General features: G+C 50.3%; 18 protein-coding genes. 6 read left to right on the forward strand and 12 right to left on the reverse strand.

Annotation, left to right across the window (positions count from 1 at the left end; genetic code table 11):
- Positions 1 to 234: 234 nt before the first annotated feature.
- Positions 235 to 3,210, forward strand: a complete 2,976-nt coding sequence (locus tag AAHB90_RS30860) for an FAD-binding and (Fe-S)-binding domain-containing protein (protein ID WP_342089184.1) — start codon at positions 235 to 237, stop codon at positions 3,208 to 3,210.
- A gap of 56 nt (positions 3,211 to 3,266) precedes the next feature.
- Here the strand turns inward: AAHB90_RS30860 and AAHB90_RS30865 are convergent, their stop codons facing one another.
- From AAHB90_RS30865 to AAHB90_RS30885, 5 genes are all read right to left on the reverse strand, one after another.
- Complete coding sequence (locus AAHB90_RS30865; protein ID WP_342089185.1) at positions 3,267 to 3,899, reverse strand: NAD(P)-dependent oxidoreductase; 633 nt, start codon at positions 3,897 to 3,899, stop codon at positions 3,267 to 3,269.
- 223 nt (positions 3,900 to 4,122) lie between these two features.
- Positions 4,123 to 6,918: a DUF5686 and carboxypeptidase regulatory-like domain-containing protein gene (locus AAHB90_RS30870; RefSeq protein WP_342089186.1), complete on the reverse strand. Its 2,796-nt coding sequence runs from the start codon at positions 6,916 to 6,918 to the stop codon at positions 4,123 to 4,125.
- Between the two features lie 95 nt (positions 6,919 to 7,013).
- Positions 7,014 to 8,924: an AAA domain-containing protein gene (locus AAHB90_RS30875; RefSeq protein WP_342089187.1), complete on the reverse strand. Its 1,911-nt coding sequence runs from the start codon at positions 8,922 to 8,924 to the stop codon at positions 7,014 to 7,016.
- Between the two features lie 24 nt (positions 8,925 to 8,948).
- On the reverse strand, positions 8,949 to 10,178 hold the full coding sequence (locus AAHB90_RS30880; RefSeq protein WP_342089188.1) for a multidrug effflux MFS transporter: 1,230 nt from the start codon (positions 10,176 to 10,178) through the stop codon (positions 8,949 to 8,951).
- Positions 10,179 to 10,523: 345 nt separating this feature from the next.
- Positions 10,524 to 10,736 carry a hypothetical protein gene (locus AAHB90_RS30885; protein WP_342089189.1) on the reverse strand — a complete coding sequence of 71 codons (213 nt, stop codon included), beginning with the start codon at positions 10,734 to 10,736 and terminating at the stop codon, positions 10,524 to 10,526.
- A 340-nt stretch (positions 10,737 to 11,076) separates the two neighbouring features.
- On the opposite strand from AAHB90_RS30885, the gene ku reads away from it, so the two are divergent.
- From ku to AAHB90_RS30900, 3 genes are read left to right on the forward strand one after another with little or no spacing between them, the layout of a single operon-like run.
- Complete coding sequence (ku, locus tag AAHB90_RS30890) at positions 11,077 to 11,850, forward strand: non-homologous end joining protein Ku (RefSeq protein ID WP_342089190.1); 774 nt, start codon at positions 11,077 to 11,079, stop codon at positions 11,848 to 11,850.
- Entirely contained in the window at positions 11,847 to 12,746 is a 900-nt protein-coding gene (ligD, locus tag AAHB90_RS30895) for a non-homologous end-joining DNA ligase (protein WP_342089191.1), read from the forward strand. The genes ku and ligD overlap by 4 nt, the downstream gene beginning before the upstream one ends.
- 52 nt (positions 12,747 to 12,798) lie before the next feature.
- Entirely contained in the window at positions 12,799 to 13,965 is a 1,167-nt protein-coding gene (locus AAHB90_RS30900) for a glycoside hydrolase family 18 protein (protein WP_342089192.1), read from the forward strand.
- Between the two features lie 78 nt (positions 13,966 to 14,043).
- On the opposite strand, the gene nfi is transcribed toward AAHB90_RS30900, so the two are convergent.
- Complete coding sequence (gene nfi, locus AAHB90_RS30905; RefSeq protein ID WP_342089193.1) at positions 14,044 to 14,784, reverse strand: deoxyribonuclease V; 741 nt, start codon at positions 14,782 to 14,784, stop codon at positions 14,044 to 14,046.
- A 59-nt stretch (positions 14,785 to 14,843) separates the two neighbouring features.
- Here nfi and AAHB90_RS30910 point away from each other — a divergent pair, with 59 nt between their 5' ends.
- Positions 14,844 to 15,350, forward strand: coding sequence for a hypothetical protein (locus AAHB90_RS30910; protein WP_342089194.1), 507 nt, complete (start codon positions 14,844 to 14,846; stop codon positions 15,348 to 15,350).
- A 3-nt stretch (positions 15,351 to 15,353) separates the two neighbouring features.
- Here AAHB90_RS30910 and nhaA read toward each other — a convergent pair whose 3' ends face one another.
- Positions 15,354 to 16,532, reverse strand: a complete 1,179-nt coding sequence (gene nhaA, locus AAHB90_RS30915; protein WP_342089195.1) for a Na+/H+ antiporter NhaA — start codon at positions 16,530 to 16,532, stop codon at positions 15,354 to 15,356.
- Positions 16,533 to 16,801: 269 nt separating this feature from the next.
- Here nhaA and AAHB90_RS30920 point away from each other — a divergent pair, with 269 nt between their 5' ends.
- Complete coding sequence (locus AAHB90_RS30920; RefSeq protein WP_342089196.1) at positions 16,802 to 17,023, forward strand: hypothetical protein; 222 nt, start codon at positions 16,802 to 16,804, stop codon at positions 17,021 to 17,023.
- Positions 17,024 to 17,109: 86 nt separating this feature from the next.
- Here AAHB90_RS30920 and AAHB90_RS30925 read toward each other — a convergent pair whose 3' ends face one another.
- Genes AAHB90_RS30925 through AAHB90_RS30945 form a run of 5 tightly spaced genes read right to left on the reverse strand, consistent with a single transcriptional unit; the run spans position 17,110 to position 22,692 of the window.
- Complete coding sequence (locus AAHB90_RS30925) at positions 17,110 to 18,411, reverse strand: DUF5690 family protein (protein ID WP_342089197.1); 1,302 nt, start codon at positions 18,409 to 18,411, stop codon at positions 17,110 to 17,112.
- 20 nt (positions 18,412 to 18,431) lie between these two features.
- Positions 18,432 to 19,790, reverse strand: a complete 1,359-nt coding sequence (locus tag AAHB90_RS30930; protein ID WP_342089198.1) for an aspartate aminotransferase family protein — start codon at positions 19,788 to 19,790, stop codon at positions 18,432 to 18,434.
- 35 nt (positions 19,791 to 19,825) lie between these two features.
- Positions 19,826 to 20,818 (reverse strand): alkaline phosphatase, encoded by a 993-nt coding sequence (locus AAHB90_RS30935; protein WP_342089199.1) that lies wholly within the window; start codon positions 20,816 to 20,818, stop codon positions 19,826 to 19,828.
- An 11-nt stretch (positions 20,819 to 20,829) separates the two neighbouring features.
- Positions 20,830 to 21,978: a TIGR03364 family FAD-dependent oxidoreductase gene (locus tag AAHB90_RS30940; protein ID WP_342089209.1), complete on the reverse strand. Its 1,149-nt coding sequence runs from the start codon at positions 21,976 to 21,978 to the stop codon at positions 20,830 to 20,832.
- A 9-nt stretch (positions 21,979 to 21,987) separates the two neighbouring features.
- Positions 21,988 to 22,692: an HAD-IA family hydrolase gene (locus tag AAHB90_RS30945; RefSeq protein ID WP_342089200.1), complete on the reverse strand. Its 705-nt coding sequence runs from the start codon at positions 22,690 to 22,692 to the stop codon at positions 21,988 to 21,990.
- Positions 22,693 to 22,865 lie beyond the last annotated feature (173 nt).

Consider the following 22,865-nt stretch of genomic DNA (forward strand, 5'->3'; position numbering starts at 1 on the left):
TAATGCAATACAAAACAACCACATATGTGCCCGGAAAGCCATTTATTTTTAAACTAAGATCACATATCCATTTTAAGTCCAAATCACATATTTGAGAAGTACAAATACGGGCACTTGACCAGGCATTTTTAATCTGTCGCCTGCTAGTTTATCGCACTTGCCCAACTTTTTGCTGGACTTCCACCCCGGTTGTGCGTAACTTTGAATCCGATATTTTTCCAGTTAATTGCATTTATGACATCCCTGTCTCCAGTATCAGATGCCGATCTGAGCTTGCTTGCCCAACGCCTTGATGGTGACCTCTTTTACGATAATACCATGCGGACGTTATATGCAACCGATGCGTCTGCCTATCGCGAAATGCCGATTGCCGTGGCGATACCCAAATCGATCGGCGATCTGAAAACGCTCATTTCGTATGCTACGGAAAAGAAAGTTTCATTGATCCCCCGCACCGCCGGTACCTCGCTCGCGGGCCAGGTTGTGGGTAATGGTATTGTCGTAGATGTTTCGAAAAATTTCAATAAAATCCTCGAAATAAATGCGAAAGAACGCTGGGTGCGCGTACAGCCGGGTGTTGTTCGCGACGAGTTGAATATGGCCCTGAAACCCTACGGACTGTATTTCGGCCCCGAAACTTCCACCGCAAACCGCGCGATGATCGGAGGGATGGTCGGCAACAACTCGTGCGGCTCTAACTCCATCGTATACGGGAGCACGCGGGAGCATTTGCTGGAAGTAAAGGCAATTCTGGCCGACGGCAGCGATGCGGAATTCAAGAATGTAAACAGTAACGAATTGCAGTCACTCCTGAGCAATGCCCGCCAGAAAAACGGCAGCGCATCGCTTTTGGACAAAATATACCTGAAAACCGACGCCATCCTGAACTCACCTGAAAACCAGGCCGAGATCCGGAAAAACTTCCCGAAACCTTCCGTAGAACGCCGTAATACGGGTTACGCCCTCGATATGCTGCTGAACATGGCGCCTTACACCACAGGCACCGCTTCGGACAGGCCTTTCAATATGTGCAGCCTTATCGCAGGATCGGAAGGGACGTTGTGTTTTCTTACGGAGATCAAAGTCAACCTCGTGCCGCTGCCGCCCAAAACGCAGGGGCTGGTGTGTGTGCATTGCGATACCATCGACGAGGCACTGCGGGCAACAATCCTGACGCTCAAATACGGCCCGCACGCGGTGGAGCTTATCGATGAGTACGTTCTCGAATGCGCGGCCACCAATGTCGAACAGCGGAAAAACGCATTTTTTGTAAAGAATAAGCCCGACGGCAAGTTTCCTGCGATCCTGGTGGTCGACCTTTCGAGGGAAACGAAAGAGGAAGTGGAGCAGCTTGCTGCGGATATGGAAAAAGAACTCAGGGAAGCCGGTATCGGTTTCCATTACCCGCTCCTTTTCGGGGATGATACGAAGAAGATATGGACGCTTCGAAAAGCAGGACTGGGATTGCTGGGCAATATCCCCGGCGATGAAAAGGCCGTAGCGGTGATCGAGGATACGGCGATCGACGTGTACGACCAGCCGGAATACATCCGCGAGTTCAACGAAATCCTGAAAAAACACGGAATGTCGGCCGTGCATTATGCGCACGCGGGCTCCGGCGAGCTGCATTTAAGGCCCATTATCAACCTGAAAACCAGCGAAGGACACCGCCAGTTCAGGATGATCGCGGAGGAGATTGCAGATCTTGTAAAAAAATATGACGGCTCGCTATCAGGTGAGCACGGCGACGGTCGTCTGCGCGGGGAGTTTATCCCGAAAATGGTGGGCCAGCATAACTACCAGCTTTTCAAGGATATCAAGAAAACCTGGGACCCGAATAACATTTTCAATCCGGGTAAAATCGTCGATACGGCGCCTATGGATACATTCCTGCGCTACGAGGCCGACCAAAAAACGCCGGAATTCAAAACGAACTTCCGTTTCTACGACCAGGACATTTTGCAGCACGCCGAGCAATGCAACGGCTCGGGCGACTGCCGGAAAACGCATTTGAGCGGTGGTACCATGTGCCCCAGCTTCATGGCTACCCGCAATGAAAAGGATACTACCCGTGCCCGTGCGAACATTCTGCGCGAGATGCTCACGCGCTCGCCCAAGGAAAACCGCTTCGACAATGAGGAGATCAAGGAAGTGTACGACCTCTGCCTCGCCTGCAAGGGTTGCAAAGGCGAATGCCCTTCCAATGTGGATGTCGCGAAGCTGAAAATGGAGTTTTTGCAGCAATATCACGACGCCAACGGCATTCCGGTACGGTCGTGGCTGATTGGCAATTTTTCCAAAATGACCGGCCTTGCCAGCTACGTGCCGTGGGCCTATAACCTGATTTTCAAGAATGCCCCGCTCCGGAAAATCGCGAATACCGTCGTGGGTTTCCACCCGGAGCGCACGATGCCGTTGCTGCATAGCACGACCTTGAAAAAATGGTACGATCAGCGCAAGAAAAACGCACCGAAATCGGAACGGAAGGTATACTTGTTCTGCGATGAATTCACCAATTATAACGATGTTGAGATCGGTAAAACTGCCATTCTCGCGCTGGAAAAGCTGGGTTATGAGGTAATTATTCCAAATCACGGACCTTCCGGGCGTCCGCAGCTTTCGAAAGGTTTACTAAGAGATGCGAAGAAAATCGCGGAAGAGAATATCCGATTGCTGAAAGACATTATCTCGCACGATACGCCGCTGGTAGGCATTGAACCATCGGCGATCCTGACGTTCCGCGACGAATACCCTGACCTCGTAAGCGACGAACTGGTAGAAGACACCAAAATGGTGGCGCAAAATGCACTCCAATTCGATGAGTTTATTGCCCGTGAAATCGAGCTGAAAAACATTTCGAAAAACCAGTTTACGAAAGAAAAACGGCTCATCAAGCTGCACGGCCATTGCCAGCAAAAAGCCATTTCGAGCGTGATACCGACGAAAAAAATGCTTTCGCTGCCTGAAAATTATACGGTACAACTTATTCCATCGGGATGCTGCGGCATGGCGGGCTCATTCGGCTATGAAAAAGAGCATTTCGATATTTCGATGCAAATCGGTGAACTGGTACTATTCCCCACGGTTCGCCAGCAACCCGAAGAAGTGATCATCGCGGCGCCCGGCACCAGCTGCCGCCACCAGATCCACGACGGAACAGGCAGGAAGGCGCTGCACCCGGCAGAAATACTTTGGAATGCATTGATTTAAAGAGATTTGATTAAATAAAAAATGGCCGGCAAACGAAATTTTGCCGGCCATTGCTGTTAGTTGGAGATAAACGGCGCCTTGCGCAGCCAGGTATCATCCGTGAGCTGACCGATCATAAATCCGGCAATATCCGCGGCGTCAATTTTGCTTCCGGGGCACTCCGTTGCACTTACTTTCACCCCGGCACGGTTTCCATTGAATTCAATGTAGGGCACCCGCACCATCACCCATTCCGTATTGCTTTCGACAAGCACCGAATAGGACTTTTGCCGATCGTTGTGGATGGTAGGAAACGTCACTTTCATCCACTGCGTAGCCTTCAACGTTTCCTCGCCTTTCTGGTCCGTCGGCGTGTCCACATTCAAACCAGCCAGTACCACATACCGCATCGGCCGGTCACCGATCGCATTCAGGATATTGAAACTCGCCTGGCTCGCCACCAGCGGCTCGTCTTTTCGTTGCCCCACCGTGCTCAAAATCGCGCCGCAGCCATCCAGCAGCATCCGGACAGCTTCCTGATCAAGCACATCGCCATGCACAATTTCTATCAGCGGACTGTGAATAGTAAACTTCTCCGGATGCCGGAGCAACAATTTCAGTGAATAACCTTTTTCAATGAGTTGATTGACAAGATATTGGCCCGTACGCCCCCCGCCGCCAATCACAGCGATTTTTTGCATTGCTTTCATTTCTCTTTGATAAAATTTGGAATACAACAAAGTGTCCCGGGCGAAGAACCCGGGCATTCACAGAAGAGCGATGCTCGATTCTGTGGTTTTGTCTGGTATTTTATCAGGAGATTTTAATGGGTTAAATATAAATCATCGGGCGGCATAAGTCCCCAATACCGCGTAAAAAAAAAATTGAGGAGTTTAACTTTTTATTAATCTATTCCCGAAAAGTGTTCATCCTCTAATTCTTTCCCCAACTAATATTCATCGTAGTCCCTACCCGGAACGCAGTACTCTTGTATTTAAACCCTTCAAAACTGTTGACCACCTCCACACGCAGCGGGAAGCGGATGCCAATGTCCAGCCCATATCCGAGCTCGGTATAGTTGTCAGACGACGGTGTGGCCAGGTAATGCAGGAAAAAATTCTCTTTCACACCCAGAATGCGGAACCACGGAATTTGCGTGAGCAGGAACTGGCGGAGTTCGGTGAGGACGTGGGCTTCGAAAAAACGCTTGGAAGTGCTGTATTTATAGTAATCGAGCATGCGGAAGGTACCGACAGGGTCGCCAAGTTGGAAGAAGAAACGGTTGCCCGCAAAATGCTGGTAGTCGGGAAATTGAAGGCTGTCGCTGTTGAGAAAACTGCCAACCGCAAGCTTATAACGCAATTTGCTGCGTATACCCGTTTCGAAGCCATGTTCAATGCCGATCCGTACAAAATCGAAATCGACGTCACTGCCGAATGCATTGTGGATTCCCTTTCGGTAGCCGATTGAAAGCTTTGGTGAATCGTCGTCGTAATAGGAAGTCTTGCCGCTCCGCGTCCGGTATTTCTGCCAGGGTTTGTAGGAAGCTGCTATTCCGACGGTCAGTGCCTGGTGGCTTTTCATCGGCGGCGGCAACACGGCCGCATCGGTCCGATACTCTGCGTTATCGGGGATGTTGGAAGTAAATTCCCGCCGTTTCCAATCGATCCATCGGTACGGCGAAGTCTTTTCGAGATTGGACAATGCGGTGCGGTCGGCATATTCAATGCTGGCTTTAATTTCAAAATGTTCGTTTTCCTGACTGTTCTTAAAGTCAACACGGAGGAAATCTTTCTGATATTCTTTAATGAAATTTTGTTCCAAAAACAGCGTCGTAAGCGTATTCAGCAGTGGATGCATCGGGCTTTCCCCATTGAACTGAGCAATACCGCGCCCACCCGAAACGCTGATCACATTGCGGGTCCAACCATAATCGCCCACGCCGGTCACGAGAAGTTTGTTGCGACCGAACGAATAACGTGTCAATGCTCCCAATGACCACGCCTGACTATTCCTGACCACTTCTGACTTACCGCCAGCGTCGCCGGTAGGCTTCTTGCGAATGCCCGAATGCCGCAGTTTCAGTCCCATACCGTTCAGCACCAGCCCCTCGACCGTATTTACCTGCACTCCGGGCAACGGGCCAATATAGTCCAACCGAAAAGGGCTCTCCTTACCCAGCCGGAAATGACGCCCGGTAAACAAGTCGCCAAAACCGAATTTGCTCCCCTTTTTCGACCTGGTCGTATCGCTCTTGCTGGTTTTCAAACTATCCCGCTGCTTTTCCGAACCTTCATGGATGATCACCAGGCTATCCAATCGCGTGTAGCTTTTTACTTCCGCCACCGTGAGCGGCACGGTCCGTAACGAATCCCAGAATGCCATAGTCCGCCTGGTAGCCATTGAGTCCACCTGTGTCGAATCTTCCCGGCTCATTTTCAGATCGATATCCTCCCCTTTCTTTTCTTTTTCTTTAAGGTCCTGCTTTTCGTACTCCTTCATCATTTTCCGAAGGTTTTTGGCTGAAAATTCTTTCTGCCTGCTCACGACCTGTTCCATGCTTTGCGTCTTGATCTCCCGCCCCGTCAATCGTACTTTCTTCGCTTCCTCAGCATATTTCTTATCATCGATCACGACGATATCCGGCTTGAATGTTGGGTTGATTTTTACATTCGAGAACGACTGCGAGATCACGAAATCGCCTTTGCCTTTCAAACCATAAATACCTCCCTCCACATGGAATTGCTGATTAATCGGCAGCCAGACACCCTGAACAGGGCTGTAAACCTGCTTGATGTCGAGCCGGAAACCCGTATTGACCGTTTGCAGATCGAGGCTGTAAATGCTCCATTCACCGTCGATGATCTGGATCGTACCGCGGTAAACACCTTCGCCCCAGTTGCGCGGGGTCACCTTGATCTTATTGACTTCAATGCCATTCTCACGAAATGCACCCAGGTATTCGAACTTGTAATAGGCAAATGCGCGGGGAGAAAGAGGCGAAACGGCTTTCACCACTTCCGGCTGGTAGAAGCTCGCCAGCAGGTACATATTTGGATCGGCGATATTCTTATCCATACTGCTCCGTGTAGCAATTACCCGTTGTTTGTACACATTGGGCTGACGGAAAGTAACCTCCGAAACGGTCTCGTTCAGCATTGGAACGCCCTTTTTGAAATTAGCCTCCTTCTCCATTTCCTTCAATTCCTTTTTATAAAGAAATTCCAAAGGCAGGTCGGTGATTACAAACGACGATTTGGAATACACTTTGGCCGTGTAACTATCCACTTGCAGGAAATGATAGCGGCTTTTGGCAATGGCGCTCCGCATAATCGTATACGCCGGGTCTTCGTCGCGGGCACCAATGCGGACTTCACCGAGGTTCAGCGCCTGCTCTTCCATCGTCAGGTCGAAAGTTTCCATTTTCCCTTCGACGGTAAAGTTTTTCTGCCCGGTTTTGTAACCCAGGTATTGAAAGATCACTTCGTAGTAACCCGGTTTCAGGTCAAGCTGGTAGCGACCTTCCTCATTTGAAATAGTACTGATGCTCGTCCCCTTGACTATAATGGCTGCAAACGGAAGCGGCTCACCTTTTTTGGTTTTAATGACGCCCCTGATCCCGCCGGGCGACGATCCGCCGGGCGGCGACCCGCTGGCGGGCGTCTGTGCAAGCGCTGCAAAAGAGGTCGCAAGAACGAGGTAAAGCGTAAAAAGGTATTGTTTAGGCATACGGTTTTCAGCAGGTCGGATGAACGTCTTTATTCAGCTAGATGCTTTTAAAGATAATCCGGTTGCTTTGAAAAGAAAATCCGCTCATCATATTGTTACAAATCCGAGAACTCCCAGGCACTCTGGTAGGCATTCAAGCCCTCGGCATAGGCAATGAAATTTTCATAAAAAGGCAATACCGAAAGCGTTGCGCTGTCACCTATTACAACGAGTTTCTTGCGCGCACGGGTCATAGCGACGTTCATGCGGCGAATGTCCGCGAGGAAGCCTATCTGCCCTTCCGTATTGCTGCGCGTCATGCTGATATACACCACGTCCCGTTCCTGTCCCTGGAAGCTGTCGATGGTATTGACTGCAATTTTGTCGAGATAGGGTTTCAGATCGGCAGCGTGTGCAAGCTGGTCTTTGAGAACATTGATCTGTTCTTTATAAGGTGAAATAATGGCGATGCTGGGGAATTCCTCTTGTTTGGGGTTAACTGTGGTAAAATCTGCTGCCAGTTGCGTCAAATGCCTGAAAAGAAATGCGGCCTCTTCCGGGTTGGTCGAGCTGGTACCTTCCAGCTTTTCATCAAAACCGCAGCCCGCAGTATCGATAAACGCCAACGGCGCCTCTCCCGGGAACAGCACCCGGGCCGCTACCGACTCGTGGGCTTTCAGTTTATCATGGTAAAAAACTTTGGAAGAATAGCCCATAATAGCCTCATTCATACGATATTGCTCTTCAAGCAATACCACCGATTCCGGATGCAGCGCTATACATTTTTCGAGCAATGTAGTGCTCAGTCCGCCTTTGGCCGCCTCTTCCGACTTGATCGTCGGAGGTAGTTGCAAATGGTCGCCGGCCAATACCACTTTCTCCGCTTTCAGGATCGGTATCCAGCAGGCCGGTTCCAGTGCCTGGCCCGCCTCGTCGATCACCACGGTGCGGTACTTCATATTCCGAACGGTATAATGGTTCGAGCCGACGAGCGTGGCCGTCACTACCTGCGTTTTGGTAAGCAGGTCGTCGATCACGTACTGCTCCATATTCGCGACGTCCTTCATAATGCGGTGCGCCTCATCGAACAACGCTTTCCGCTGGTCGCGCTCGGCTTTCCCGAAATGACGCTTGTATTTGTGCGCCATGTTTTTGAATTCATTGGCCTGTTTTTTCAATGCCTTAATATCCTTCACACCCGCGTGAGAGGCCATTTTGGCGTCCAGTGTCAATGCCGACAACCGCTCGGAAACACGCACCGGATTTCCTACGCGCAGGACATTCAGCCCTTCTTCACTCAACTTTTCGCTCAGCAAATCCACTGCCGCATTACTCGGGGCTACCACGAGGATCGGCTTGCCATCCTTCTTCACCAATGCCTTCACAGCCTGCACCAAAGTGGTGGTCTTGCCCGTACCCGGAGGCCCGTGCACCACGGCCACCTCGTTCGCCGAAAGAATTTGCTGTACCGCCCGCTGCTGCGACGGATTCAGTTTGGGGAGGGTAATGGGGTAAATATCATTGTCGAATGAAGGAGCTTTCCCGCCGGTAAGCACTCTGACCAAATGCCCATCTTTGTCCGACTCGCCGAGCGAATCCGCCGCTTTCAATGCATTTTGCATTTCATCGTAGCTGTTGTCGTCAAAGAGCAGATCGATGCCCAGCTTGCCATCGCGCGACCACTCGGGCAGCTCGTCGGTGCGGAGGGTAATTTTCAACCGATTACCGCCCTGGTAAGAAATTACACCCTCGACACGATCCGTTTTGGGTTCATGGTTGCTGAATAGGACAGCGGGCATCCCAAACCGGAGCTGATGGGGAAGGTCCTGGTGGGTAGTACGTTCCACCTCGACAGTGAGGTAATCGCCCCGGCTCATTTCCTGGCCACGGATGGCGATCGGATACCACGCCAGCCCACCGGCCCGGCGCTCGGAAACGGAAGACCGTTCGATCAATCGCTGATACGATTGCTTGTCTTCTTCCCTTTCTATTTTCAGTAATTCGAGTAGTCGCTTGAAGTAATCCATCTACAAATTAAATAAACCGGCAGCTTAATGCATCACACCGGCATCGGCTGCCTGCTGCACGTCCACTTTCTCGGTAATGAAACGCCTGCCTATTACCAGCACAATGAGGGCGAGCGTAGCCGATCCGGCCATGGCAGTCACCATGGGTATAACCGACGGCACTTCGAACAAACTGATCGCAATGGAGATCAGCGTACCCGCACCCATTTGGAATGCGCCCATGAGCGCCGACGCGCTGCCCGCGTTACGCTTGAACGGGGCGAGCGAGAGTGCAGCCGCGTTCGGGTAGGTGTAACCTACGCAGCAGAGGAACAGGAACAGAAAAACCAGCGTGGACGTGAGCGTAAGCATGTCTATTAGGGCCGCGGCAAGGAAGGTAAGACCGATCACCGCCTGGCAGATCAGCGCCACATTGATGATCTGCTCACTGGTAAACCTCCTCAACATTAGCGTATTGATCTGTCCCGAACCAATAAAACCGATGGACAGGAACGCGAAAATCCAGCCATATACTTTTCCATCGATATGGAACACTTCCATAAACACAATCGGCGAGCCCGACACATAGGCGAACAGCCCCGCAAACGCAATGGCGCCCGTAATGGAATAGGTATAGAACTGAGGTTGGCGAAACACTTCCAGGAAATTCATGATGATCGGCCTCGGTTTCAGCGACATCGTTTTGTCGGGCTTGTAGCTATCCGGCAACCATAATGCAGTGGCTGCGAGAATCGCAACTCCCATGATCGTCAATATGATAAAGACGGCATGCCAACCGAATGCGTCGGTCACATAACCACCGGCCGTTGGAGCGATCATCGGTGAAAAACCAACTACCAGCAGTAATAGCGAAAACACTTTGGCACTCTCGCTCACCGGGAACAGGTCACGCACCATGGCTACCGAAGCCACCGTTGCTGCGCAACTGCCGACCGCCTGTATCACACGTAAAAAAATCAGTTGTTCGATGGTTGTCGCAACAGCACAGCCTGCCGAGGCTAGAATGTAAACTGTCAACCCGATAAACAGCGGCTTTTTACGTCCAAACCGGTCGAGCAATGGCCCGTAGAGCAACTGTCCCAACGAAATACCGACGAAAAAGCCTGACAACGACTGTGAGACTTTGGCGGCGGTGGTGTTCAGGTCACGCGCAATGGCCGGGAAGCCCGGCAGGTACATATCGATTGAAAAAGGGCCAAGCGCGGTCAGGCTCCCCAGAATGAGGATCAGGAAAAAGTAAGTCTTTTTAGACATGAGATTTGTGGTGTGGAGCTTTCAGAGCAATGGTAACATCATTCCCGGCGGCCGGGTTCCAACAAAAAGGGCCCCGGTTGTACACCGGAGCCCGCCCTTATTTTCATGGCAACAGACCGAAGATCATGCTGCGACCCAATTCAGTTTCTTATAGACCTCTCTCTCGCTCTCACTTACCGTGTAAGGAACCTTGTTTTTGAGATAAATGATGCAACCCTGTCCCTTTCTATTGGGGGTAATCTTCAAAACGTCTTCTTTGTGGATGATAATATTAATGAGCTTTTGCCCAAACAATTTGAATGTACCCTTCTGTACCATAATTCTTCCTGAATGAAAAGTTAATGCTTACGCAATTCCACCAATCGAATTCCCCGATTTCAGGTATAGCAGGAAATAATCCTTCGAAATAAGGAAATAGCCAAGGTCAGTCCGGTTACTTAATTGTAGAAAATCAGCCACTTCTCTTTGCGCTTCCGTTTCAGATGTGGCACCTGTAACGGTAAGCACTGCGCCTGGTTTCAAGCTTTTCGCTGGGTTGTTACCTAATGTCGCTACCATAGTTATATCCGATTTAAGAGTTAGTCTTGTTGTGAAATTGGTTTCGCGAGGCATACATGAAAGAAATATGCCAGGTTCGGGAAACCCACTAACGTATAAGGATAACTTTGGGAGGCTTACGTGATAACTTTTAAGGAATATAGAAATTCAAATAGTTGATTACAAGCAATTTGTATTTTTTTTCAAAAAATTTAACGGCACCGTGGAAATTGAACTTCAAAAATTGGGCGGACTGTCCGTTTTTGAGGAAGTACTATCAGTTTGATCACACCGGAAGCAGGTCAGGCCGGATACCACGGCACAGATTTTGCTCACCATGCACTTTCAACCGAAAAGATATATGAGAGCAATATGGTCAGGGGCGATCGGGTTCGGCCTTGTGAATATCCCCGTCAAACTTTTCAGCGCCGTCCAGGCTAGCGAGCTCGACCTTGATATGCTGGACAAGAAAGATCACGCGAACATCCATTTCCAGCGCGTCAACGCCAATACCGGCCGCGAAGTGAAATGGGAGAACATTGTTCGCGGCTACAAAGTGGAAGACAACTATGTGGTCCTTGATGAAACCGATTTTGAAAAGGCCAGCCCCGAAAAATCGAAGATCATCGAGATCGCCGAGTTTGTGGACGAAAAGCAGATCGACAGCATTTACTACGAAACGCCCTATTATCTCCAACCCGAAAAATCGGGTGTTAAACCGTACGCACTACTTCGCGACGCATTGAAAAAAACCGGTAAATGCGGACTGGGCACTTATGTTTTGCGCAATCGAGAAAGCCTGGTGCTCATCAAGCCGCAGGATGATCTGTTGATCCTCAACAAAATCCGCTTCGCCGAAGAAATCCGGGACCCCGACGAGTTGAATATCCCCGATGTAAAGATCAAGCCCGCCGAAATGAACATGGCCGTGCAGCTCATAGAACAACTGACTACCGATTTTGACATTACGAATTACAAGGATACCTATAATGAAAAGCTGCTGAAACTGATTATGGCCAAAGCCAAAGGCAAAAAACCGGCTGCTACCAAAATGAAAGTCGTGCATTCGAAAAGCCGTGATTTAATGGCACAGTTGAAAGAAAGCCTGAGTGCGCCTAAAAGAAAAGCATCATGAAAAAGAAAGCGGAGATCACCCATCCGGAGAAAATATACTGGCCGGACGAACATATCACAAAAGGCGAGCTGATAGACTATTACCGGAATATCGCCCCTTATATTTTGCCTTACATGAAAAACAGGCCCCTCTCGCTGCGCAGGCAGCCTAATGGCGTGAAAGATGAGGGCTTTTTCCAGAAAGATGCCGGCGACTCGGTACCGGAATGGATCAAAACCGTTGAAATATTGGCTGAGTCGACGGGGAAAATGGTGAACTACCACGTGGTCAACGATGTGGAAAGCTTGCTGTACATTGCCAATCTGGGGTGCATTGAGATGAACCCCTGGAATTCGACCATCAACAAGCTGGACAACCCCGACTATATTGTAATGGACATCGACCCGTCGGACAAAAATACATTCGACGACGTCATCGATGTGGCGTTGACCATCAAGCAACTTCTGGACGAAATGGGTGCGGAAGGCTTCTGCAAAACTTCGGGTGCAAGCGGCATGCATGTTTACATTCCATTTGGAAAAAAATACGACTATGACCAGGCCCGCGACTTCGCTGAAATGCTTGCGCACATGGTTACCGAACGGCTGCCGGAAATTACCACATTGGAACGATCGCTTTCGAAACGCAAAAACAACCAGATTTACGTCGATTATTTGCAAAACCGCATCGGCCAGACGCTCGCATGTGCATACAGCGCCCGCCCAAAGCCCGGCGCCACGGTTTCGGCACCACTGGAATGGAGTGAAGTTGCCCACGGCCTGAGCCCGAAAGACTTCACGATCAAAAACATTTTCGACCGGCTCGAAAAGAAAGGTGATCTTTTCAAGGGCGTGCTGGGCAAGGGTATTCAATTAAACAAAGTATTACAAAAGTTGTCTGTACCAGAGCAGGATTAGGAGATGATTTGAAGGTGTGCTTAATTTAGCCCTTTAAACCAACATTGATACCATGCGCCTGATCCCTTTTAAAAACAACATCGGCATTGCCCTGCTGATGGTCCTTTTCCTTGCCCCTTTGCTTCTTCTGAACGGCTGCTCGGCCGATAAAAAGGAAGAAGGCTCGTCGGATACCACGAAACGCCCGGTAGTGATCGGCTATGTCGGCGGCTTCCACGGCTTGCTCAACACCGGTAATATCGAAGCCAAGATGCTGACGCACATTAATTATGCGTTTGTCGACATCAAAGACGGCAAGGCGTTCCTGAGCAATGAAAAAACCGACACGACCAATTTCCGCCAGCTTAACCTGCTCAAGGCCGATAATCCCGACCTGAAAATCCTGATCTCGATCGGCGGATGGGCCTGGAGTGAGGACTTCTCCGATGCGGTACTCACCGACTCGTCACGTAAAGTATTTGCGAAAAGCAGTGTCGCGATCATCAAAAAATACAATCTCGACGGCGTAGATATCGATTGGGAATATCCCGGCTTACCAGGTGAGGAAGGCAATGTTTTCCGTCCCGAAGACAAGCAGAACTATACCGAAATGTTCCACGCGATCCGCAATGAACTGGATCTGCTGGAAGAAGAAACAGGCAAGAAAAAACTGCTCACCACTGCCGTAGCCGGCTGGGTAGAATTCCTGAAAGCAACAGAAATGGGCAAGGCCCAGCGTTACCTGGATTACGTAAACCTGATGACCTACGACCTGTTTCAGGGCGACACAGCTGTTCACCACGCGAGCTTATACCCCTCCAAAATCTACAAAACGGCCAAATCGGTGGATAATGCCGTAAAGGGCTTCCATGCCGCGGGCGTACCCATGGAGAAACTGGTGGTGGGCCTGCCATTCTATGGCCGGATGTTCACGGTCGCCAAACTGGAAAAGGGGCTGGGACAAAAGCAGATCAAACAACAATACATTGATGGCTATTCCTATATCAAGGATAGTCTGGTCAATAAAAAAGGTTATAAGGAATACCGCGACACGGTGGCAAAAGCGCCTTACCTCCTGAATGCAGAAACGGGCGATGTCCTGAGCTATGACGATGAGGAATCAGTCCGGGAAAAATGCAAATATGTACTTGCGAACAAACTGGGTGGGGTGATGTTCTGGGAATACGATTCAGACCCCAAAAAGTACTTGCTCAACGAGATTGATAAGTCGTTAAAATAACATCTTGCTTACTGGCCAGGGGTTTAAACCCCTGGTTGGAAGAAATGGGGCGTTCCGCAGGCACTGCCCTTTTTGTTTTCAGAAGAGCGTCCAGCTGTCTATTTCGTGGTAGCCTTCGGTTAGCGCGCCTATCCTGAACCGGTTCACGTACTCGTGCGCGTGACGCGTGGGCTCGGGAAGGCGGTGCCTGCCGGTGCATTTGAGCGCCAGCGTGAGGCTGTCTTCGAGACTCATCTGATGGCCCGGTGATATGAATACCGGCTTGACACCATCCTTGGTTCTTAATGCGTAGCCGATTACCTCGCCTTTGTCGGTCACGTGCGTGTATTCTCCTTTTGAAGTGCCTGGTTCGGCATATTGTCCGGCGAGCTTCTTCTTGGCGCAACCCATCGTGACGGTGTCGGTAAGCACACCAAAATGGGACGCGATGCCCATTCTGCGCGCATGCAGAATGCCATTTCCATCAAACATCACAATGTCAGGCTTTACCGGTAACTGTTCATAGGCTTTCAGAATAGCCGGGATTTCGCGAAATGCGAGATAACCGGGCACATAGGGGAATATCGTGCTGCTTTTATCGAGCGAATAAGCAACCGGTTGCAATTCGGGATAGCTTAGCACTACCAGTCCCGCATAGACGGTTTCGCTGTAAAGGGCCAGGGAAATATCCGCTCCTGCGATCGTCCTGACCTGCTTTTGCAATGGTTCCAAATTTAAATGGCCGCGTAGTTGCTGCTGAACCAGCGTCGCCTCGGCGATCGTCAGCTGGTCGTAGTTCAGTTCGGGCGTGATAACCATCCGGTTCAATGAGTCTGGCATGATATTTCGTGGTTGTAGACGAAAGTTATTTACCCTATTTCAAAAACTACGCCACCTCCATGGAACAGACCTCTGTCAGACGCAAATGGGCGAACTGGAAATTCATTTCGTTCATCGTAATACTCATTGCCATTTTTGTCAAATTCTACGTGCTCGAAGAACACGACGAAAACGCGACCGTTATTGTCGAGCTGGACCTGCCGCAGGTTGCCATGCGAAACCAGCAGGAAGTGGCAGCGATCCTCGGCAAAGGCCAGCTGCTGAATTATTATACAGACGCAAAAGCCGGCTGTGAAAAATGTCCGCGCGTAGGCTACCGCGACGGGAAAGTGGAAATTACCTACATCAGCGACATCGCCGACGAGATCAGGCTGAACAACTTGTCGGACTACCCGTTCGAAAACCGTAGTATTCTCGGCTTACTTAACCTGACCGAGAACATCGCGCCGAATATTGACGAGGACGGTGTAAAAACCTGGGATAACTACCAGAAATACACCCAGATTACCGCTTTTTCCAAAAATGGTCACCTGGATTACATTCTCATTAAAAGCAAAGCCGAATAGCGCTTACCGTGCCGACCTCCTGCTCACGCTGCTTAGCATCAGATAGCCAAGAATACCGGAAAGGACCGAGCCGGTAAGAATGGAGAATTTTGCTTCCGACAGGATCAGTTGCTCGCCCGGGAAGGACAACAATGCGATAAAAACCGACATGGTAAACCCGATCCCGCCCAGCATCCCCACGCCGATAATATGCGCCCAACCAGCCTGGCTGGGCATGCTGCTGATGCCCAGTTTCACCGTAATCCACGACAGCAGACTAATGCCCAAAGGCTTACCTATCACCAACCCCAGCACGATACCCATGCCGAGCGTGGTGGTGAGACCTGCAAGCATACCCGCCTCGAAAGTGATGTTGGTATTGGCTAATGCGAAAACCGGCATGATCATAAAATTTACCGGTTTCATCAGGATGTGTTCCAGCTTTTCCAGCGGCGACTCCTGCGCGTCGGGCGTGGTGGGTATCGCAAAGGCTGTAAGCACGCCAGCGATGGTCGCGTGGATGCCCGAGTGATGCACAAAATACCAGATGAACATGCCCGGAATGAGGTAAGCGACCAGATTTTTAACACCTGCCCGGTTCATGACCATCAATACAGCAAAAATACCGCCCGCATACAACAGGTAATCGTAATGAAGCTCCGAAGAATAGAAAACAGCGATCACCAGAATGGCCATCAGGTCGTCGACAATGGCGAGAGCTGCCAGGAAAATTTTGAGCGAGGCCGGTGCTTTTTTGCCCAGCATTGTGATGATAGCAATCGCGAAAGCAATGTCGGTAGCCATCGGAATACCCCAACCCGCCGCGGTGTGCGTGCCTTTGTTGAGCAAAAAGTAGATCGCCGCAGGTGCCAGCACACCCCCTACTGCCGCAAAAATGGGTAAAGCCGCTTTTTTAAACGAAGACAGCTCACCCTCGACCAGCTCCCGTTTTATCTCCAATCCTACGAGCAGAAAGAAAACGGCCATCAGCCCGTCGTTGATCCACAAGAGCGCCGGATATCGCAAATGAATGCTTTCGGTATGAAAGCCCAGCTCGGTAGCGAGCAGGTTTTCGAACGAACCGGCAAGCGACGAGTTGGCAATGATGAGGGAAACAATCACACAGACAATCAGTATAAGGCCACCCAGCGACTCCGACTGTACAAATTCTTTGAAAGGTTTGAGGTTGATCATTTTAGCCATGCCGACAATATAGCAAATCAACAGGAAATGCAATTTTATCAAACATTGTACTTTTCAAATAAAAACCATCTCATTAGTATGTGTGTTTATATTTGAATATTTCAAAACCAAACAAGAGCCTAAAAGCCATTAAATCACTCATCACCAATAAAAACCATTCATATGACCGTTTGATCACTCATTGAATAAATATATTACCATTCATAAAATCCCATTTATATTTGCATCATCAAATAAGACAAAGACAAGAAACAAAAATAAATAGAGCTATGAAAACTTTGATCACAACCCTCGTTAGCGTTATCGCATTGACCAGTTCAGTTGCATTTGCCGACGACAATAAATCAACCAATACAATCAAAAACGCGCTACCAGCATCGACCCCAGTAATCGAAACGCCGGCGCCCCCGAAAGCGACAAAAGTGAACCCATATAATACACAGACGCCAGCTCAGAAAGCGGCCATCGTGGAGCTTAAAACGACGAAATAGGTTTTAGTAAAATTGAAAAGGTGAAATTGAGATGTTAAAAAGGAGGGCACTTGCACCTCCTTTTTTTATGCCCGTCCGCCAACAGATCAAGCCGCAGCAAACGGGGTACCGCTTCGCGGTGCCGAGCGCCCGGACCGGTATTTATCGAAGTAGATATTGCTGGCAGCCAGCAGCAGAAGCCCGAGGCAAAATTGCAGGTAGGAGAACTGCATCAGCACCCGCGACCAGCTCAGGTCCTTCATAAAAAACTCTTTGTAGAGCAGCAGCCCCACACTCCCCATATAACCAATACTTTCGCAGAGGTACACAAAGTATCCAGCATTGGCCTTGATACGGTACAACGCGATCATGCGCTCGAATACGACAGTTTGAAGCACCGTGTAAGCGAGAAAAAGCCCCAGTCCCACCATCAGCATCCAGTCGAAGCCGCTGATCACCGATTTTTCAAATAATAAGGTACCTACTCCGATCAGGGTAATGCCTCCGTAAAGTATGAGATAGGTAAGTTTGAACCCGGTCAGGTTGTCGCGCACGAATGCCAGGGCCCCGATGATCACCAGCACCGCGATACCCGTGATCATTTCCGTGGTCGTAAGCACGCTACTGCCCCAATGCGAATCGATCTCGTTCCAGATTTCGATGGTAAAATTGTCGCGGAAATCTCGAACGACTACCAGCGTAGCGTAGAAAATAACCAGGCAGACGATCGGGAAGCCAAATTGCCGCATTACCAGCCGCTTGTCTTCTCGGGTCATAGGCACGCGCTCTGTGCGCAAGGCAATGTCCTCGGCAGTTGGCTTAGGGATTACCGAGAGCATCCATACAAACATCAGGAACAGCGGCAGGAAAATTAAGCCTATAAAAAACGGCATCCAGAACTCCGGGATCCCGGGAAATATAGCGTGCACTTCGATGTAGGTCGTTTTGAGAATGCCCGAAGCTACCACCACACTGATATTCAACCCCATTGCCAGCATTTCCGTAAACCGGCGGCCTTCCAGGAAGCTGAATACCACGCCGTAAACCATGCCCAGCGGCAGGCCATTCATGAACAGAAATACGAAATTGTAAGGATAAGGGACCAGTCCGAAAAACAGGAGCGCCAATTCCGCCACCAGGATGAGCCCGATCACCAGCCTGACCCGCGCATTATGCTTCAATTCAGAAATAACTTTGATCCCCGCAAACTTCGACAACGTGTAACCCGCCACCTGGGAAATGATCAGGACGGCCTTGTAGCTCACTTCACCAAGTTCGAGCCCCTGATAAAGTCCGGCATTGAACGGCTTACGAAAAGCGTACATACAGAAATAAGCCCCGAATGATGCAATAACAGCCCAACTGATAAAAAACGTATTCGATCGCGTAAGTGCTTCTTTCAGGCGCATATGGTCAAGTGTTGAGTTTTCTATATCAAAACCGAAGCCGTTTCGATGGCTTTTTCCAGGATCTGCAATGCCTCTGTCAGTTGTTCGCGGGTGATAATGAGTGGCGGCGAAAGCTGGACCACATTCCCTTGCGACACTTTGAAGCTCAAACCATTTTTAAGGCATTCATACATGACGGTTTCCGCTTCCTGCACAGCCTTTTCCTTCGTATCGCGGTGCCGTACCAGTTCCACACCCCACAGCAGCCCGATTCCACGCACTTCGCCGATGAGCGGGTATTTGTCTTTCAGTCTCCCCAATTCCTCCCGCATGAACTCTGCATCGGCATTTACCTTGGCCAGCAAGTCGTTTTGCTCGATGAAATCCAGCATAGCCAATGCGGCCACACTTCCAAGCGGGCTTTTCTCGTGCGTAAAATGGCCGAGCGACACGCTCTGTGCTACATTATAACTATCCCTTGCCACAATGGCGGCCATTGGCATTACACCGCCGCCGAGCCCTTTTCCCAGGCAAACGATATCGGGTTCAAGGCCATAATGCTCGAACGCGAACATCTTGCCCGTGCGCCCGAATGCGATCGGGATTTCATCCAGAATGAGGAGTACTTTATGGTTCGTACAAATCTCGCGCACACGCTTCCAATAGGCCTGCGAAGGAATCTGCACATCGGTATTGCGGATGGTTTCGATGACAAATGCACCAATATCACCCTCTTTTTCAATCACATATTCCAGGTAATCGGCATAGGGGACATCACCATTCCCGGCTGCTGCAAATGGCCCGCGGTAGGTCATCGGCGGCGGAATGCGCTCCACGCCGGGCATCAACGGCCCCATATCTTTCCGGAAATCCAGCTCGCCGCCTGCCGAAATCGCATCCAGCGAAGCACCGTGAAACGAATCCCAGAGCGACACCACTTTATGTTTGCCCGTCACAATGCGGGCAAGTTTCAATGCCATACTAATCGCCGAGGTACCTCCCGGCGCAAACAACACGCGGTTGAGATCGCCAGGCATGAGGTTACCCAGTTTTTTAGCCAGTTCAATAGCCGGCAGGTTGGTGTACCTGCGCGGCGAAAACGGCAGGATGTCCAGCTGTTCTTTCAGCTTTTCGATCACGTACGGGTGCCGGTAGCCGAGCTGGTGTACATTATTGCCGTGAAAATCCATGTAGCGCTTGCCCTGCACGTCGGTCAGGTAAATACCCTCGCACGACGCAAGCACATCCAGGCAGGGCGTGGACAGCGACTGGTGCAGAAAATACTCCGCATCCTCATGCAGGTAACCGGATGTTTCCGGGTCACTGATGACCGCATACCAATCCTGACGCGCGGATGATAAGTTAATGTCGCCTTCCGTTCGGCTGTGTACAGCTGCCATTCGCAGGGTTAAGGATTAAATGCTTTCGAACCAATTTAAGGTTTTTCTCCGAGCCAGAGATTTTCAGGCTCGTCAAACCCTTTGAAAACCGGCTTCACCGGACGACCGATCCATGCATAAGGTTGCTCTACGCCCAGTGCAAACGCGATCGTCGAGGCAAGGTCGTAAGTATAAACCTGCTGTTGAATGGAATAGCCTTTCTTCACACCCGCACCATAAAACACGCCCGCTATCTCCGCCTCCTGCGGTGTGGCGCCACCGTGGCCTTTACCAATTCCGCCATGATCGGCCCAGAGGATTACCAGCGTTTTTTCCGCGATACCGGCATCTTTAATACCCGCCAGAATTTTACCAATCAACGAATCCGCCTTCGCAACGGACTCATAGTACACCTTGGAGCCGTGCCCGTCGTGATGGCCGGCGTGGTCCACGTGGTCGAAATGCACGAAGCCTAGTACCGGCTTTTTGTTTTTGACATATTGAATAAAATCAGCCGCAGTAGAGTCTTCGGTTGAGAAATGCTTGTCGTAATTCACGGCATTCTTTTGAAATAACCTCCCGAAACCGCCCCAATGGTACACCGTACCGATTTCCGCATTAGGTTTTGCTCTGTGTAAAATACTGAAAATCGTCGGAAAGCGACCGTCGGCCTCCTGCGTAATGGGCGGGAGCGTATGCTTGTCCAGTTCCCAATCGTTGTTGATAATGCCGTGCTGCTCCGGGCCCGCACCCATGATCATCGACGCCCAGTTCTGGCTGCTTGCCGAAGTCAATACCGTGCGCACATTCCATTTCACAGCACCGCCGGTCGTCATTCGATCGATATTGGGCGTTTCAGCCTTTCGAATACCATCCGGACTCAGTCCATCGACGCCGATCACGATCACGTGTTCGATGCCTTTCGGTTTATTGTCAAGCCGCTTTTGTTCAAGCCCGGCTTCTTCAAACCGGACCTTTTCGATTGGCGAATGAAATGCGGCCAGCGTCAGCGATAGCGCCGCGAGCACGCAGGAGACTTTTGCAAGCATATATCAGGAATTTAGGATCGGTAAGTTCCGCCAACTACTTCATCGCAAAGACCAAAAGAAAGGGTCATGCCGTTTCCGCCGAGTCCGTTGATAATCGTCACGCCGCTTTCCGGTTTGATCACGATCTCCGTGGCCCCATTGGTCATTTTAGGATAGATCCCGTGCCAGCTCTGGAACACTTTCGGCGATTTGAACTGCGCGAAAGTGCCCAGGTAGTCGAGGATCATCGTATTGATAAATTCACGATCGAACGGATCGAAAGTCAGCGCATATTCATGCGAATCGCCCACTGTAATCTCGCCCATACCATTCTGCGATGCCATTACATGAATGCCCCATTTGAGGTATTCGGCATATTCGCTTTCGTACCTTGCTTTCAGGCCCGGCAATGATGCCGCCGCCTTGAATCCGTGGTAATGGATAAATGACAATCCGCCGCACAATGCAGGACCGATGCGCCAGTCGTCGGGCTGAGCCTCGAGACGCATCATCTGTAACTTGCATTTGGTCAAAGGCGCCGACGAAAACTGTTCAGGATAAAGCGTTTCAAAATCCTGCCCGCTGCAAACGAAAATTTCATCCGCAGACCAACTCTTTTCGCCTGAAAACACCGCCGGGTATGCCACTTTGGAAATAGCTGTATTCCAGATGAATGTAACACCCAATGCCGCTTGCAGGTAACCCGGGATCGCGGCAATAGCCTCACGCGGGTCCACGATCATTTCGTCCGCCGAATACAGCGAGCCCAGCAATCCGTCGGGGTTAACCGCCGGCGATTTTGCCAGCGTTTCTTCCGCGTTCAGGAAACTGACAGGCCGGTACGGGCTCACCTCCACAAACTGCTGAATTACTTCCAGCTCGTCCTGCTGGTAGGCCATATGCAGGCTTCCGGCCTCCTGCGACCAGCATTTGGCTCCCGCAAGCATTTCCTTCCAGATACTTTTGGCATGCAATGCCCTTTCATACAATGCCCCTTCCGGCTGGCCGATCGGCCATACCATCCCGAAATTGCGGATAGACGCACCCACCGCTTTCGAAGAGCGCTCAATAACCGTCACCTGATAACCTCGTTTGGCCAAAGCCCTTGCCGTTGCCAAGCCCACTATCCCTGCTCCTATAACAATCGCAGATTTGCTCATGCTTTTCAATCTGATATGAATGTGAGTGAATTAACCGTTCACAGCCATTGCGTGGCTTGCCGAAATGATGCCAGGCACCTCTGCAATATCATCAATGACATGCGTGGGTTTGTAAGGCAGCAACTCCTCGCGCGTGAATGCGCCGGTCGTAATCCCGATCACATATTTGCATCCTGCATTAATTCCCTCATTGATATCAACCTCGGTATCACCTACTTTGGCAATGCGTTCGGCAGATGCAACGCCTAATTCGGCCATGATTTTACGGATCATATCAGGATAAGGCCGTCCGTAAGGCACTTCGTCACTCGCTACGAGGCAATCTATTTTATCTTCCCAGCCCAACCGGCCTACAATTACGTCGGCGATATCGCGGGAGAAACCTGTGTTCAATGCAATTTTGATCCCCTGCTCGCGAAGCGCGCTGAAAGTTTCTTCCACATGCGGCAGCGGCGCGATTTCGGTCGTGGTTTTATAGAAGTCGATCATCCCGTTTACAAAATGCGTGTGAATGGCATCCACGAGCACTTCGGTGATCTTCGATTTGTCGGGCTCGCGTACTTCGAGCATCATTTTAATGGCCAGCGGCTTTTCGTAACCCATCAGCGGGTTCACATTCTCGATCGCAATTTCATATCCCTGCGACAGCATGGCCTGCTGAAACGCGATCCCTACAAAATTTTTGTCTTTGACAGTCGTACCTGCCATATCGAAAACTACCAGTTCTATCGACATCTCACTTGGTATAATTGGTGAACTAATACTGAACTTTTTCATAAGCCATGCCATCCGTTTGCCGCAAGCGCTCTTTATATCGAAATGTTTAGTGAAATTTAACTTAAACATTTCCCGCGCACGGAGCTGACATTGATTTACAGCTGAAAAATACCCGAAAATCTTTTAAATCA

This window comes from Dyadobacter sp. OTU695, from assembly GCF_038440355.1.
In the GTDB taxonomy this organism is placed as follows: Bacteria; Bacteroidota; Bacteroidia; order Cytophagales; family Spirosomataceae; genus Dyadobacter.

Bases quoted from the DNA above. Each gene is read 5' to 3' on its own strand.
- AAHB90_RS30860 (WP_342089184.1), top strand. From the start codon at position 235: ATGACATCCCTGTCTCCAGTATCAGATGCCGATCTGAGCTTGCTTGCC.
- AAHB90_RS30865 (WP_342089185.1), bottom strand. From the start codon at position 3,899: ATGAAAGCAATGCAAAAAATCGCTGTGATTGGCGGCGGGGGGCGTACG.
- AAHB90_RS30870 (WP_342089186.1), bottom strand. From the start codon at position 6,918: ATGCCTAAACAATACCTTTTTACGCTTTACCTCGTTCTTGCGACCTCT.
- AAHB90_RS30875 (WP_342089187.1), bottom strand. From the start codon at position 8,924: ATGGATTACTTCAAGCGACTACTCGAATTACTGAAAATAGAAAGGGAA.
- AAHB90_RS30880 (WP_342089188.1), bottom strand. From the start codon at position 10,178: ATGTCTAAAAAGACTTACTTTTTCCTGATCCTCATTCTGGGGAGCCTG.
- AAHB90_RS30885 (WP_342089189.1), bottom strand. From the start codon at position 10,736: ATGGTAGCGACATTAGGTAACAACCCAGCGAAAAGCTTGAAACCAGGC.
- ku (WP_342089190.1), top strand. From the start codon at position 11,077: ATGAGAGCAATATGGTCAGGGGCGATCGGGTTCGGCCTTGTGAATATC.
- ligD (WP_342089191.1), top strand. From the start codon at position 11,847: ATGAAAAAGAAAGCGGAGATCACCCATCCGGAGAAAATATACTGGCCG.
- AAHB90_RS30900 (WP_342089192.1), top strand. From the start codon at position 12,799: ATGCGCCTGATCCCTTTTAAAAACAACATCGGCATTGCCCTGCTGATG.
- nfi (WP_342089193.1), bottom strand. From the start codon at position 14,784: ATGCCAGACTCATTGAACCGGATGGTTATCACGCCCGAACTGAACTAC.
- AAHB90_RS30910 (WP_342089194.1), top strand. From the start codon at position 14,844: ATGGAACAGACCTCTGTCAGACGCAAATGGGCGAACTGGAAATTCATT.
- nhaA (WP_342089195.1), bottom strand. From the start codon at position 16,532: ATGGCTAAAATGATCAACCTCAAACCTTTCAAAGAATTTGTACAGTCG.
- AAHB90_RS30920 (WP_342089196.1), top strand. From the start codon at position 16,802: ATGAAAACTTTGATCACAACCCTCGTTAGCGTTATCGCATTGACCAGT.
- AAHB90_RS30925 (WP_342089197.1), bottom strand. From the start codon at position 18,411: ATGCGCCTGAAAGAAGCACTTACGCGATCGAATACGTTTTTTATCAGT.
- AAHB90_RS30930 (WP_342089198.1), bottom strand. From the start codon at position 19,790: ATGGCAGCTGTACACAGCCGAACGGAAGGCGACATTAACTTATCATCC.
- AAHB90_RS30935 (WP_342089199.1), bottom strand. From the start codon at position 20,818: ATGCTTGCAAAAGTCTCCTGCGTGCTCGCGGCGCTATCGCTGACGCTG.
- AAHB90_RS30945 (WP_342089200.1), bottom strand. From the start codon at position 22,692: ATGTCGATAGAACTGGTAGTTTTCGATATGGCAGGTACGACTGTCAAA.